Origin of the sequence: Microbacterium sp. GCS4, from assembly GCF_001262495.1 — a bacterium.
Taxonomy (GTDB): domain Bacteria; phylum Actinomycetota; class Actinomycetes; order Actinomycetales; family Microbacteriaceae; genus Microbacterium.
In genome coordinates this window covers 380,653-394,405 of sequence record NZ_LGYE01000003.1, presented here as the reverse complement: position 1 = coordinate 394,405, position 13,753 = coordinate 380,653, and the positions used below count along the sequence as shown (strand labels likewise).

Here is a 13,753-nt window from a genome sequence, read left to right as displayed (position 1 = left end):
TTTCCCGGTGGGAGTGCTCCCAGGCAGCGGGGAGATGGCCGGACTGGCCCCCGAGCCGGGGCCGTGGCCGATCATCGGTATACGTCGCGTCGATGCGCGGCGTGAACGATGACCACGGTGAGGATCTGATCCTCGATGCGATAGAGCACACGGTAATCGCCGGTGCGAACGCGCCATTCCGGGCGTCCGGTGAGCTTCGTCGCGGCCGGCGGTCGCGGCTGATCGGCCAGCGTCTCGATGACTCCCTCTATTCGCCGCTTCGCCTCCGGCGGGAGCTTGCGTATCGCGCGAGCCGCCACGGGAAGAACCCACAGCGTGTAGGTCACTGCACCAGTCCGAGGTCTCGCTTGACGTCGTCCCACGGGATCGGCGTCTCCTGCAGACGCTCCGTCTCCTCCCATGCCTCGTCCACGGCACGGATATCTGCGAGCTCCTCAGCATCGGCCAGGAGCCGCTCCAAGAGGGAAGTGTCGACGACGGCCGCCACCGGCCTGCTACGGCGAGTCAGATACACCGGCTCGGTGCGCGCATCGTCGATGATCGACGCCAGACGGCTACGGGCCTCGGTTATCGCGATCTCACTCATGAGTACAGGATAGCGCGAAACGTACGTTTTGCACTGTTCAAGGAGTCGCATCCGCGTCCGTTTCGTGCCGACGCCGGAGCACCCGCCACCGTCGCCCCGGCAGCGCCCAGGTGAGACGCCGCAACCACCCCCGACCCACCCGGCTGCTCAAACGTCGTCGCCGTCTTCAACGCCAACCCATTCGGATCCACCGTCGACGCCATCGCCTGCAGTGCGGAGGTCGCGTACCTTTGCGGCGCGCCGTCGGAACGTATTCCGGCATACCGCCTCGCCCGGTCGCTCAGCCCCGCTCCGGAGAGTGCACCCGGGCGAGGAATCGCGCCATGCGCGGGGACGGGCCTCGGGGGTCGAGCAGCGAGACCGTCACGGTCACGGCGGTGGCGAGCGGGATGGTCCACGCGGCCGGCTGCGCGAGATACGGCGCGGCGACGCCCACCCCGCCGACGGCCGCATGCACCAGAAGGGCGAGGCCCGCCGCGAGGCCGCCCGACAGCATCCCCGCGACCGCTCCCCGGGCCGTGAGACCTCGCCACCACACCCCGAGCAGCACCACGGGCGACAGCGTCGACGCGGCCACCACGAACACCACCCCGACGCTCGACCCGAGCCCCGCGGGAGCCGTGAGCAACGCGACCGCGAGCGGCACGAGCGCGCACAGCACCGCCGACAGCCGGAACGACCGCACGGATCCCGAGAACACGTCCTGGCTGATCACGCCGGCAAGCGATACCACGAGGCCAGCGGACGTCGCGAGGAACGCCGCGAACGCTCCCGCGACGATGAGCGCCGTGAGCAGCTCACCCGGGGCTCCCGGGAAGACCCGGGAGGGCAGCAGCAGCACGACCGTGTCGGCGACACCGGGCACTGCCAGGTCTGGGGCCGCGATGCGGGCGAGGAGCCCCATGGTGCTCGACACCGCATAGAACGCGCTGACCATGCCGATCACGATCACCGTCGTGCGTCTCGCCGACACGCCGGTCGGACTCGTATAGAAGCGCACCAGCACATGCGGCAGCCCCATGGTCCCCAGCAGCAGCGCGAGGAGCAGGGATGCCGTCTCATACGCGTCGAAACCCGAGGGGCCCGCCTCCGCCGGGAACACCAGCGCCGGGTCGAAATCGTGCGGACCGCCACTGAGCGCGAACGCGATGCACACCACCGGCACGAGCAGCGCCGTGAGCTTGAGCCAGTACTGGAACGCCTGCACGTACGTGATCGCCCGCATGCCTCCCGCGGCGACCGCCGCCGCGACCAGCACCGCCACGAGCACAGCGCCCACCCACTCCGGCACCCCGGCGACGACGAGCAGGGTGATGCCCGCGCCGTGCAGCTGCGGCACGATGTACAGCCAGCCGATCACGAGCACCGCGATGCTCGTCACGCGGCGGGCCGCGGTCGATTCGAGCCGCGCCTCCATGAAGTCGGGGATCGTGTACGCGCCGCTGCGGCGCAGAGGTGCCGCCACGAAGACGAGCACCAGCAGGTACCCGGCCGCGTATCCGATCGGAAACCAGAACCCGCGGGCGCCGTCGAGCAGCACGAGCCCTGAGAGCCCCAAGAAGGTGCCGGCCGAGAGGTACTCGCCGCTGATGGCCGAGGCGTTCCACACCGGCCGCACCGTGCGCGAGGCGACGAAGAAGTCCCCCGTGGTGCGGGAGATCCGCAGCCCGTAGACGCCGATCAGCAGCGTTGCCACCACGACGAGGGCGATGCCCACCAGGTCGAGCACCGCGTTCATTCGCGGTCCCGGAGCGCGCGGAAGCGCCTCTCGTTGCGTGCCGCCGTGCGCACGTACAGCACCGCGAACACGAGGATGATCGGATAGAACGCATACGCCTGCAGCAGCCACGACAGCGGCAGACCCCACACCACGAACTGATCGATCTCAGGGATCAGCGCGATCGTCAGGGTCAGCGCGATCACCACGAGCACGAACCCCGCGACCGTGCCGAGCGCGAGTCGCAGCTGGCTGCGCATGAGGGCGCGCGCGAACACGGCATCCGCCTCGTCGACCGGAGAACCGGGCAGGGCGATCCCCCGCGTGGCCGGCGTCGACCGTCGGGCGGGCGCATCGGCCGTGACCCGCACCCGTCTCGGCGTCTCGGTCACGGCGCGCCCTCCGCGCGCAGAAGCGCCTCCCGCACCGACGGTACAAGCCGCCTGCTCACCGGCAGCACGGCGGCGTCGACCACCACGACCGGGTCGGATCCCGACAGACGCGCCTCCGCGACAGCCGTCGCACGGACGAGGGTGGAGCGATGAATGCGAAGGAAACCGGCATCCGTCCATCGCGCCTCGAGCTCGGAGATCGGGATGCGCACGAGATGCCCGCCGCCCTCGGTGTGCAGACGCGAATAGTCGCCCTGCGCCTGGACCCAGCGCACCTCGCTGCGACGGACGAACCGTACGGTCGATCCCACCGTCACCGGCAGCATCTCCTCGTCGACAGGAGCCGCGACCTCGCCGAGGTCGATGACCCGGTCGACCGCCTGGCGCAGCCTCTCGACGCGCACCGGCTTGAGCAGGTAGTCGGCGGCACGCAGCTCGAACGCCTCGACCGCACGCGCCTCGTCGGCCGTCACGAAGACCACGGCGGGCGGTGCGGCGAGCGCGAGCAGTGACCTCGCCAGCTCGGTGCCGAGAAGCCCCGGCATATGGATGTCGAGGAATGCGATACGCACGGCGCGCTGCGACAGCATCCGCAATGCCTCCGCCCCCGAAGACGCCGTCAGGATGTCGCCGATCCGCGGGTCGAGTCGCAGCAGATGCACGAGCTCGTCGAGCGCCGGTCTCTCGTCGTCGGCGACGAGGACGTCGATCGTGCGCACCTCTGTCATCAGTTCAGTCGCCTTCGGGATCGTGCTGCGGCTGCGACTTGGGCACCCGCATGCGCACCAGGGTACCCGCGCCCGTGTTCGTCTCGACCACGAGTCCGCCGTCCGCGCCGTACAGCTGCCGCAGCCGGGTGTCGACGTTGCGCAGCCCCACGTGCAGCCCGTCGTCGACGGCGGTCAGCGTCGCCCGCAGCGCATCGGGATCCATGCCGACGCCGTCGTCCTCGACCGTGACCTCCGTGTGCGTGCCGTCGTCGCGGGAGACGATGCGGATCTCACCGCCACCCTCGCCCGGCTCGATCCCGTGCCGCACGGCGTTCTCGACGATCGGCTGCACCGACAGGAACGGGATGACCGTCGCGAGCGTCTCGGGAGCGATCTGCAGCGTGACCCGCAGGCGCTCCCCGAACCGTGCCCGCTCGAGCTCGAGGAAGGAGTGGATGCTGCCGAGCTCCTCCGCGACCGTCGTGAACTCGCCCTGGCGCCGGAACGAGTACCTCGTGAAGTCGGCGAACTCCAGCACGAGGTCGCGGGCCCGCATCGGATCGGTGTGGATGAACGACGCGATCGCGGTGAGGGCGTTGTAGATGAAGTGCGGCGAGATCTGTGCGCGGAGCGAGCGCAGCTCCGCCTCGGCCAACTGCGTGCGCGAGGCGTCGAGGCTCCCGAGCTCCACCTGCGCGGCGCACCAGTCCGCAACCTCCTCCGCCGCCCGCACGAGCGCCGCACCCACCGGGGCCGCGAAGGCCACGACCGCGCCGACGACCTGCCCATCGACGAGGATCGGGGCGCCCACCGCCTCCAGATCGTCGGTGCGCCCGTCCGGCGACGGGAAGACCTGCCGACGACCCGACTCCCGCACCGCCCGCGCGATCCGCAGCGCCGCGGACTCCAGACCGTCTGACGGACCGTCGAACGAGAGCGCGTCGCCGTCGCCGACGATCGCCACCGCCGCACTGCCGAGCAGGACCCGGAGATGTCGGGCGGCCTTGACCACGTCGGGCCCCGTCAACCCCGCGCGCAGGTGCGGAGCCGCGAGGCTCGCCTGATGAAGCGCCTGCAGCGCCGCACGCTCCGCGTCGCTGCCGAGGTCGGCCGATCCCCGGGCGAACCGCCGCGCGAGCACCAGGAGAACCGTGAGCACGATGCCGCCGAGCGCGCCCAGGATCGCGGCGAGGACGACATCGTTCATGCCCTCAGCCTAAGCATCCGGCTTCGGCACCCGGCGTCACCCTCGTCAGCAGCAGCGGGCACCGGGGTTGCGGTCCTGGTCGTCCATGCGCTGACGCCAGAACTGCCGCTCGGTCACCGGCTCCTCGTCGGGGTGGTGACGACGGTGATGGGCGACATAGGTCGCGTAGGCCGTGTCGCCCATCAGCGTCGTCATGTACCAGCGGATGCCGCGGCCCACCCGCCCCGCGGTGCACCAGAGCGTCCGCAGGGCCATGGCCACGGCATCCGTCCGATTCATGGTGTCGGTCATCTCAGTGCGACGATGCCCTGCGCTCGTCGGCGAGGATCGGCTCCCACTGCTTCTCGAGCTCGCGCTCCTCGGCCGTCGGCAGGAAGCCCGCGGGGGCGTAGCGCCGGGAGGCGACCGGCGCATCCTCGGTGTTCTCGCCGCCACCGTTGCGGATCGCCTTGATGGTCGCGATCACCGCGGCGATCATCACGACGATCGCGAGCGTCACGAAGATGATCGACAGCGTGCCCTGCACGGCCGTGTTGCGGATGACGGCCTCGAGCACCTTCGGCTCGCCGAGCGACGTGTCACCCGAACTCAGCGCATCCCGGTACTTGACGTGGTTCGCCCAGTAGCCGATCGCGGGCACCGGCGACAGGATCTTGTACAACGAAGCCGTGATCGTGACGACCGCCGTGAACGCCAACGGCAGCCCGATGATCCACAGCCACTTGAAATAACTGCGTCCGCGCTTCGCGACGATCGCGAGCACCACGGCGAGCGCGATCGCGGCGAGCAGCTGGTTCGCGATGCCGAACAGCGGGAAGAAAGTGTTGATGCCGCCGAGCGGGTCGGTCACGCCGAGGATGAGGATCGCTCCCCAACCGGCCACCATGATCGCGGTGCAGATCCACACGCCCGGACGCCACGAGACGTCGCGGAACTTCGGGAACCAGGCGCCGATCGAGTCCTGCAGCATGAAACGCGCGACGCGAGTTCCGGCATCCACCGCGGTGAGGATGAACAGCGCCTCGAACATGATCGCGAAGTGGTACCAGAACGCCATGAGCGCCTGACCGCCGAGCGCCTGCTGCATGATGTGCGCGAGGCCGAGGGCGAGCGTCGGGGCACCGCCCGTGCGCGACACGATCGACTCCTCGCCGACCGCCGCCGCCGTCCCCGTGAGCATCTCGGGTGTGAGGTTCACCCCCGTCAAGCCCAGAGAGTTCACGAAGGCGACGGCTCCCTCAACGGTTCCCCCTGTCGCCGCCGTCGGGGCGTTCATCGCGAAGTAGATGCCCTGGTCGATCGAGATCGCCGCCACGAGGGCCATGATCGCCACGAACGACTCCATGAGCATTCCGCCGTAGCCGATGAAACGCGTCTGGCGCTCCTTCTCGACGAGCTTCGGGGTCGTGCCCGAGGCGATCAGGGCATGGAAGCCCGATAGGGCTCCGCAGGCGATCGTCACGAACAGGAAGGGGAAGAGCGGACCGGCGAACACCGGCCCCATGCCGTTCTCGCCGAAGATGCTGACCGCCGGGACGGTGATCTCCGGGCGGACGAGCACGATCGCACCGGCGAGCATGACGATCACGCCGATCTTCATGAACGTCGAGAGGTAGTCGCGCGGGGCGAGCAGCAGCCAGACCGGGAGCACGGCGGCGATGAAGCCGTAGACGATGATGCCCCACGCGATGGTCGTGCGGTCGAGGTGGAAGATCGCCTGACCCCACTCGGTGCCGGCGACCCAACCGCCGCCGATGATCGCGGCCATCAGCAGCACGAACCCGATGAGCGAGACCTCGGTGACCTTGCCGGGGCGCAGGTAGCGCAGATACACGCCCATGAAGAGCGCGATGGGGATGGTCATCGCGACCGAGAAGACGCCCCAGGGGCTCTCGCCGAGCGCGTTCACCACGACGAGCGCGAGGATCGCGACGATGATGAGCATGATGAGCAGCGAGGCGATGATCGCGGCCGTGCCGCCGATCTTGCCCAGCTCCTGGCGCGCCATCTGGCCGATCGTGCGGCCGCCGCGGCGCATCGAGAAGAACAGGACCGTGTAGTCCTGCACGGCACCGGCGAGCACGACGCCGACGATGATCCAGATCGTGCCGGGGAGGTAGCCCATCTGCGCGGCGAGCACCGGCCCGACGAGAGGACCGGCGCCGGCGATGGCCGCGAAGTGGTGGCCGTACAGCACGCGGCGGTCGGTGGGGACGTAGTCCTTGCCGTCCTGCTTGACCTCGGCGGGCGTGGCCCTGCGGTCGTCGGGGCGCGTGATGTAGCGCTCGATGACCTTGGAGTAGAAGCGGTACCCGATCAGGTACGTGCACACCGCGGCGAACACGAACCAGATCGCGTTGACGGTCTCGCCGCGGACGATCGCGAGCATGACCCAGGCGACACCGCCGAGCAGCGCGATGGCCGTCCACAGCAGGATCTTCGGCAAGGTCCAGCGGCTGGACCTCTCGTGGTGAGCCTCGGTCAGGGCGACCGGGGGAAGCTTCGGGTCGGTGGCGATGATGGGGTCGTCATCGACACTCGCGGCGCCGCGGCTGTGCGGCGAGGATGCGGTCATGGGGTTCTCCTCAGGGTGCGCGTCATTGCGTTCCCCCACGGTAGAGATCGCCGATGGTCGATGGGATGCCGTGGGAGGCGTCATGCGACGAGCGGTGTGGACGGGGCGACGAGCGGTGCGGTCGGCTAGACGAGCGGTGCGGTCGGCTGTCCGTCGGGTCAGCCGTCCGTGCGGTCAGCTGTCGGTGCCGCGGCTCACGTGGCGACGTCGACTCCACAGCGTAAGAAGGATGCCACCGAGCAGCAGGGCGGATCCGAGTCCGATCGGGCCTGCGCCCCCACCGGTCGCCGCCAACGCCCCCAGAGGCCCGGAGCGGACGTCTCCCTTCGGTGCGGGCGGAGCTGGCGGTGTGGTGACGGGAGGTGTCGTGGGATCCTCGGCCGAGACGACTGCCTGGTACGTGGAGATGGTCGTCTCCCCGTCGACATCCGCGATGCGGTAGCGCACTTCGGGGGTGGTGCCGATGAAGTCCGGCTCCGGAAGGAACTGGAGTCGGGCGCTGTCGGGCTCAGCGATGGCGATGAACACGCCGACCCCCGGCACCTCCATTCGAGCGGTCGGGGTGTCGTCCTGCTGCAGGAGCACCAGCGTCGACGGGTCGAGCGGGACAGCGGGGCTGCCGGCGCGATCGTTGGAGAGCGGGTCGATGCTCTGGGGTTCGCCCGGGCGTCCGCTCGACGTGTCAGGAGAGGCAGCCGGACGGGGTGTCGGCGTGACGGTCGGCGTGTAGGTCGTCTCGACGGTCGTGCCGTTCGCGTCGGCGATGCGGTAGCGGATGGGCGGGGCCGCTCCCACGAAGTCCGGTTCGGGGGTGAAGACGACAGCGCCACCTGATCCGCGCGAGTAGGCGCCGATCCCGTCGACGACGAGCTGGGGGACCACCTGCCCGTCGGCGTTCAGCAAGGTGACGGAGGAAGACGTCAGCGGAACCGAGGGATGACCGGCCGTGTCGTTTGCGGACACGTCGACCTGCTGCGGCTCACCCTGCACTCCCGTCGTCGTGTCGGGGGTCGCAATCGGGGTCACTGCGGTCACCGTCGGCGTGTACGTGGACTGCGCGGTGACTCCCTCCGAGTCCGACACCCGGTAGGTGACGGCCGGAACCGTGCCGGAGAAGCTCGGATCCGGCGTGAACACGATCCTGCTCTCGCCGCTCGGGCGCTCGATGGTGTACTCGCCCACGCCAGGCACTGCGACCGTGCCGACCGGATCTCCGTCGTCGTCGATCAGGGTCGTCGTGGCGGGATCCAACGGGGAGTCCGGGGAACCGGGAGTGTCGTTGCGCAGGGGGTCGACCTGTTGCGCCGCGCCCTGCAGACCCGTCGAGGTGTCCGGGAGCGCCGCCGGCCGACCCGGTTCCGGGGTCACCGTCGGGGTGTAGGTCGAGCGGGCGAAGGTCCCGTTCGCGTCCGCGATCCGATACGGCACAGCGGTCGCGGTGCCGACGAACTCGGGCAACGGCGTGAACACGATGATCCCACCCGCGCCTCGGGTGTACGTCCCCGCACCGTCAACGACGACCTGCGCGACCGGCTCACCCGCTGCGTTCAGTAGCTGCACGGATGCAGGATCGAGCGGCACATCGTCGGCGCCCGGGGTGTCGTTGCCCGACACGTCGATCTGCTGCACCTGACCCTGCGGGCCGGACGTCGCGTCCGGCGAGGCCGTCGGCACGACCGGGGTCACCGTCGGGGTGTAGGTGGACTGCGCGGTCACGCCGTCCGCGTCTGCGATCCGATACGGCACACCCGGCGCCGTGCCCGTGAACGCGGGCAGCGGCGTGAACACGATGACTCCGCCCGCACCCCGGGTGTAGGTCCCCGCGCCGTCGACCACGACCTCCGTCGTGGGGTTCCCGGCAGCATCCAGCAGTTCGACGGACGCGGGATCCAGCGGCACCGCCGGATCGCCCGGGGTGTCGTTGAGCGAGACGTCGATCTGCTGGGCCCGACCCTGCGGGCCCGTCGAGGTGTCCGGGAGGGCGGCGGGCCGACCCGGCTCCGGAGTCACCGTCGGGGTGTACGTGGAGCGGGCGAACGTCCCGTTCGCATCGGCGATCCGATACGGCACAGCGGTCGCGGTGCCGACGAACTCAGGCAACGGCGTGAACACGATGACTCCGCCCGCACCGCGCGTGTACGTGCCGGCGCCGTCGACGACGACCTGCGCGACCGGCTCACCCGCCGCGTTCAACAGCTGCACGGTTGCGGGATCGAGCGGCACGTCCTCGGCACCCGGGGTGTCGTTGGCCGACACGTCGATCTGCTGCGCCTGCCCCTGCGGGCCGGACGTCTCATCCGGCGATGCCGTCGGGACGACCGGGGTCACCGTCGGAGTGTACGTGGAACGGGCGAACGTCCCGTTCGCGTCCGCGATCCGATACGGCACCGCAGTCGCCGTGCCCGTGAACTCGGGCAACGGGGTGAACACGATCACTCCGCCCGCGCCCCGCGTGTACGTGCCCGCACCGTCGACGACGACCTGCGCGACCGGCTCACCCGCCGCATTCAGCAGCTGCACTGACGCCGGGTCGAGCGGCACGTCCGGAGCACCCGGAGCATCGTTCGTCGACACGTCGATCTGCTGCGCCCGACCCTGCGGGCCCGTCGTCGCATCCGGCGACGCCGTCGGGACGACCGGGGTCACGGTCGGGGTGTACGTCGACTCCGCGGTCACGCCATCCGCATCCGCGATCCGATACGGCACAGCGGCAGCGGTCCCCGTGAACTCCGGCAGTGGCGTGAACACGATGACCCCGCCCGCACCGCGCGTATACGTGCCCGCACCATCGACCACGACCTCGGTGACGGGCTCGCCCGCCGCGTTCAGCAACTGCACGGACGCCGGGTTCAGCGGAACGGCCGGATCGCCCGGGGTGTCGTTGAGCGAGACGTCGATCCGCTGCGGCTGATTCTGCGGACCCGTCGTCGCATCCGGTGCCGCCACGGGAACGCCCGGGGCTGGTGTGACGGTCGGGGTATACGTCGAGCGGGCGAACGTCCCGTTCGCATCCGCGATCCGATACGGCACCGGCGTGGCTGTGCCGACGAAGTCCGGCAATGGTGTGAACACGATCACTCCACCGGTGCCCCGCGTGTAGGTCCCGGCTCCGTCGACCACGACCTCGGCCACCGGCTCACCTGCAGCGTTCAGCAGCTGCACGGACGCCGGGTCGAGCGGAACGGCCGGATCGCCGGCGGCGTCGTTCGTCGACACATCGATCTGCTGCGCCTGACCCTGCGGGCCTGTCGTCGCGTCGGGATTCGCCGTCGGCGTCACCGGGGTGACAGTCGGGGTGTAGGTCGACTCCGCCGTCGTGCCGTTCGCATCCGCGATCCGATACGGCACTCCGGGAGCGTCACCCGTGAACGCGGGGAGCGGCGTGAACACGATGACTCCGCCCGCACCGCGCGAGTACGTGCCGACTCCGTCGACGACCACTTCGGCAACCGGCTCGCGGTTCGCGTTCAGCAGCTGGACGGATGCCGGCACGAGGGGTGCGGAGGCATCGCCCGCGGCATCGTTCAGCGAGACATCGATCTGCTGCACGGCTCCCTGTCGCCCTGTCGTCTGGTCGGGGTTCGCGACCGGCACCACAGCCGTCACTGTGGGCGTGTACGTCGACTCCGCCGTCGTACCGTTCGCGTCCGCGATCCGATACGCCACGGCGGGCGCGGGACCGCTGAAGGCGGCTTCGGGCGTGAAGATGATGGTCCCCGACGGCCCGAGAGAGTATGTGCCCACACCGGCGGTCACGATCTCTCGCACCGGCTCCCCGTTCTGCAGCAGGGTGACGCTCGCGGGGTCCAGCGGGACGCCGGGATCACCCGGGGTGTCGTTGGTCGTGACGTCGATCCGCTGCTGCTGACCCTGCATTCCGGTCGTCGTGTCGGGTGACGCGGTCGGCGTGACCGCGACGATCCGCGGGGTGACGGTCGCCGTCACCGTGGTGCCGTTGGCGTCCGCGACCCGGTAGACGACGGGGGTCGGTGTGCCCGCGAAGCGGGGCTCGGGGGTGAAGACCGCGGTCGGTCCGTCCGGTCCGTTCTCCAGCGTGTAGACCCCCTCACCGGGGACGGTCACCGTGTCGGCCGGCACCCCTTCGGGAGTCAGGAGGGTCGTGGTCACGGGGACCAGCGGCACGGCCGGGTCGCCCGGCCGGTCGTTCGCGAGGAGCGGGATGCGTGCGGGAGCGCCCTGGCGTGCTTCGCCGGTGTCGGCTGTCGCGACGGGCGTGACGGCGGTGAGCGTCGGCGCATACGTGCTCGTGGCGGTCGCGCCGCGGCTGTCGGCGATCCGGTACGACACCGGCACGGCGGCGCCGACGAAGTCCGGCTGCGGCGTGAAGACCACGGTCGGCCCCTGCGGACCGGACTCCACGGTGTAGACGCCCTGCCCCGGGACCGTGACGGACGCGGCAGGCGAACCGGCGGCATCGAGGAGTGTGAACGTCGTCGGGTCGATCGGCACGGAGGGGTGCCCTGCCGTGTCGTTGTCGAGGGGCCGGATCCGCTGGGCGATCCCTTGCGGACCGGACGTCTCGTCACGTGCCGCGGTGGGCGCCTGAGGGGTGACCGCAGGCGTGATGGTCGATCTCGCGATGATGCCGTCACCATCGGCCACGCGATACGGGATCGGAGTCGCCGTGCCCGCGAAACCGGGCTCGGGCGTGAAGACGACGACCGGTCGCTGCGGATCCGCGCGATCGATCTCGTACGCGCCCTCCCCGGCGACGACCCGCCGCTCCGTGGGCTGGCCGTCGGCGTCGAGCAGGCGGAGGGTCGCCGGGTCGAGCGGCACCTCTGCGGCTCCCGGGGTGTCGTTCGCGAGCGGGTCGATGCGCTGGGGCTGACCCTGCGCCCCGTTCCCCGTGTCGGGCTGGGCGACGGGGTTCGGCACCACGGGCACCGTATCCGTGTCGGCGTCGCGGGCTGAGCCGACCGTGGACTGCGCGGTGACGGTCGGCGACTCGACGAGGACGCCTCGCGCGACGTCCGGTGCCCCCACGACGCGGGTGCCCGTGCACACGAGACGCCCGCCCACCGGGACCGCCGCCGGCTGGGCAGGGGTGCAGACGAGCGCCGGCGTCGCGCCGTCGATCGTGACCCCGGTCAGCGGCACGTCGCCACGGTTCACCGCGGTGTAGGTGAAGCTGACCGACTCGCCCTCACGGGCTCGGCCACCCGCATCGTCCGTGACCGTGAGGTCGATGACCGGTGTGCCCTGGATGGTCAGCGGGGTGGTGGCCCCATCGTCGTCGGCATGACCGTCGCCGTCGGCATCCGGGTTCGAGCCGTTCGTGGACCGGTCGGTCTGATCGCCCTCGACCGTCCCGTTGTCGTGGGCGAAGTAGTCGAGCGTGCCGGTGACCTGGTTGGTGACGGAGAAGGGCAGGGCCGCCGGGACGAAGGTGACCGGCACACGGACGACGATCTTCTCGCCGGAGCCGAGGGCACCGACCCCGGGCGTCAGGATGCCCTTGCTCGTGCCTGAACCGGTGAATCCTGCCGACGCCGACACGGGGATGACGGAGTTCGTGACGATCGTGGTCGCACCGACCGTGTAGGTCCCTCTCGCGGTCGGCGTTCCCGAGACGTAGGTGCCGAATCGTGCGGCGAGGTCCTCGACGATCTGCGGATCGAAGCCGCCGGGTCCGCCGTTGTTCTCGAGCGTGTAGTCGTAGTTCACGGTGTAGTGACCGCTGTCGAAGGTGGCCGCGGAGACGGACTTGGCGACCCCGGTGGAGAGCCCGCACCAGCGGAAGTCGTCGATGCCGATCAGCTGCTGCGTCGGGTTGTTGCCGCCGAGCGGAGGAGCCCCCGTCTCGTAGCGGATCACGATGCGATCGACGGGGCTCGGGAAGGCCAGCGTCGCGTTGGCGTTCTCACTGGTGTTGTCGGCGGAGGCGATGCCGGTGACGACTGCCGCGCCGTCGGCTCGGGTGGAGTACTGCACGGCGCTGCCGAGCGCGGAGGGTGTGGCCGTGACCGCAGTGCCGCGCAGCGACGCGCTCACGACGGCGACATCGCGGTAGTTGCCGCCGTCCGTGCGGATGTCGACGTCGAGGAGTGTGAGCTCGAACCCGGCGACCGGGTTGTCGGGAGTGAGGATCAGTTCTTCGTGATCGGTGAGGTTCCGGGGATCCATCGCCAGCGAGTAGTACCCCGAGCGATTGCCCTGCACGGCGGTCTTGACGGTGGCGTAGTCGACCTGGGGTGGCGCGGGGCTCCCGGTGACGGGTGCCTGATCGTCGCGGGTGAGGGCGTAGGTCACGCCGTCGCCCGTGACGGTCGTGGGAGAGGAGCGATCCGGCAGCGATGCCCAGTCGAGGGAGTCCTGGTTCTGGCACTGCGCGTACACCGCCGCGACCGCCGACGAGTCGTCGTCGAGCACGACGATCCCCGTCGCAACGAGTGCTACTGCCGCCCCGGCCGCGCCGAATCGGCGGCCCCACCCCGTCCTGACCATCCGAAAATCGTATGAGCGCGCGCACCTCGAAAACGGGCATACCGGTATACACAACTGGCATACCGATATGCGGCATCCCCTCCCGGCATCCCGGGCGA

At 70.3% G+C, this 13,753-nt stretch carries 9 protein-coding genes; all 9 read right to left on the bottom strand.

All coding sequences use genetic code 11. The annotated features are described in order from the left end of the window. Window positions 1-71: 71 nt before the first annotated feature. Window positions 72-326, bottom strand: a complete 255-nt coding sequence (locus AKH00_RS13655; protein ID WP_050723292.1) for a type II toxin-antitoxin system RelE family toxin — start codon at window positions 324-326, stop codon at window positions 72-74. Beyond that, the gene (locus AKH00_RS13650) at window positions 323-586 is read right to left on the bottom strand and encodes a type II toxin-antitoxin system Phd/YefM family antitoxin (RefSeq protein ID WP_082297638.1); all 264 of its coding nucleotides are present in this window, start codon (window positions 584-586) and stop codon (window positions 323-325) included. The genes AKH00_RS13655 and AKH00_RS13650 overlap by 4 nt, the downstream gene beginning before the upstream one ends. A 280-nt stretch (window positions 587-866) precedes the next feature. Next, a complete protein-coding gene (locus tag AKH00_RS13645) occupies window positions 867-2,324 on the bottom strand; it encodes a sodium/solute symporter (protein WP_050723290.1) in 1,458 nt (485 codons plus the stop codon). Next, window positions 2,321-2,695: a Co/Zn/Cd cation transporter gene (locus AKH00_RS13640; protein ID WP_050723289.1), complete on the bottom strand. Its 375-nt coding sequence runs from the start codon at window positions 2,693-2,695 to the stop codon at window positions 2,321-2,323. Before AKH00_RS13640 ends, AKH00_RS13645 begins: the two co-directional genes overlap by 4 nt. Then, entirely contained in the window at window positions 2,692-3,423 is a 732-nt protein-coding gene (locus tag AKH00_RS13635; protein ID WP_050723288.1) for a LytR/AlgR family response regulator transcription factor, read from the bottom strand. Before AKH00_RS13635 ends, AKH00_RS13640 begins: the two co-directional genes overlap by 4 nt. Before the next feature lie 4 nt (window positions 3,424-3,427). Next, window positions 3,428-4,612, bottom strand: coding sequence for a sensor histidine kinase (locus tag AKH00_RS13630; RefSeq protein WP_050723287.1), 1,185 nt, complete (start codon window positions 4,610-4,612; stop codon window positions 3,428-3,430). A 45-nt stretch (window positions 4,613-4,657) separates the two neighbouring features. Then, entirely contained in the window at window positions 4,658-4,903 is a 246-nt protein-coding gene (locus AKH00_RS13625) for a YbdD/YjiX family protein (protein ID WP_235556778.1), read from the bottom strand. A gap of 1 nt (window position 4,904) precedes the next feature. Further along, window positions 4,905-7,187, bottom strand: coding sequence for a carbon starvation CstA family protein (locus AKH00_RS13620; RefSeq protein ID WP_050723286.1), 2,283 nt, complete (start codon window positions 7,185-7,187; stop codon window positions 4,905-4,907). Between the two features lie 174 nt (window positions 7,188-7,361). Continuing rightward, window positions 7,362-13,655, bottom strand: coding sequence for an Ig-like domain-containing protein (locus tag AKH00_RS13615; RefSeq protein ID WP_050723285.1), 6,294 nt, complete (start codon window positions 13,653-13,655; stop codon window positions 7,362-7,364). Between the last annotated feature and the right edge of the window lie 98 nt (window positions 13,656-13,753).

Excerpts from the sequence above, each read along its gene's own strand:
- AKH00_RS13620 (WP_050723286.1), bottom strand. The coding sequence starts at position 7,187 with ATGACCGCATCCTCGCCGCACAGCCGCGGCGCCGCGAGTGTCGATGAC.
- AKH00_RS13645 (WP_050723290.1), bottom strand. The coding sequence starts at position 2,324 with ATGAACGCGGTGCTCGACCTGGTGGGCATCGCCCTCGTCGTGGTGGCA.
- AKH00_RS13650 (WP_082297638.1), bottom strand. The coding sequence starts at position 586 with ATGAGTGAGATCGCGATAACCGAGGCCCGTAGCCGTCTGGCGTCGATC.
- AKH00_RS13625 (WP_235556778.1), bottom strand. The coding sequence starts at position 4,903 with ATGACCGACACCATGAATCGGACGGATGCCGTGGCCATGGCCCTGCGG.
- AKH00_RS13630 (WP_050723287.1), bottom strand. The coding sequence starts at position 4,612 with ATGAACGATGTCGTCCTCGCCGCGATCCTGGGCGCGCTCGGCGGCATC.
- AKH00_RS13635 (WP_050723288.1), bottom strand. The coding sequence starts at position 3,423 with ATGACAGAGGTGCGCACGATCGACGTCCTCGTCGCCGACGACGAGAGA.
- AKH00_RS13615 (WP_050723285.1), bottom strand. The coding sequence starts at position 13,655 with ATGGTCAGGACGGGGTGGGGCCGCCGATTCGGCGCGGCCGGGGCGGCA.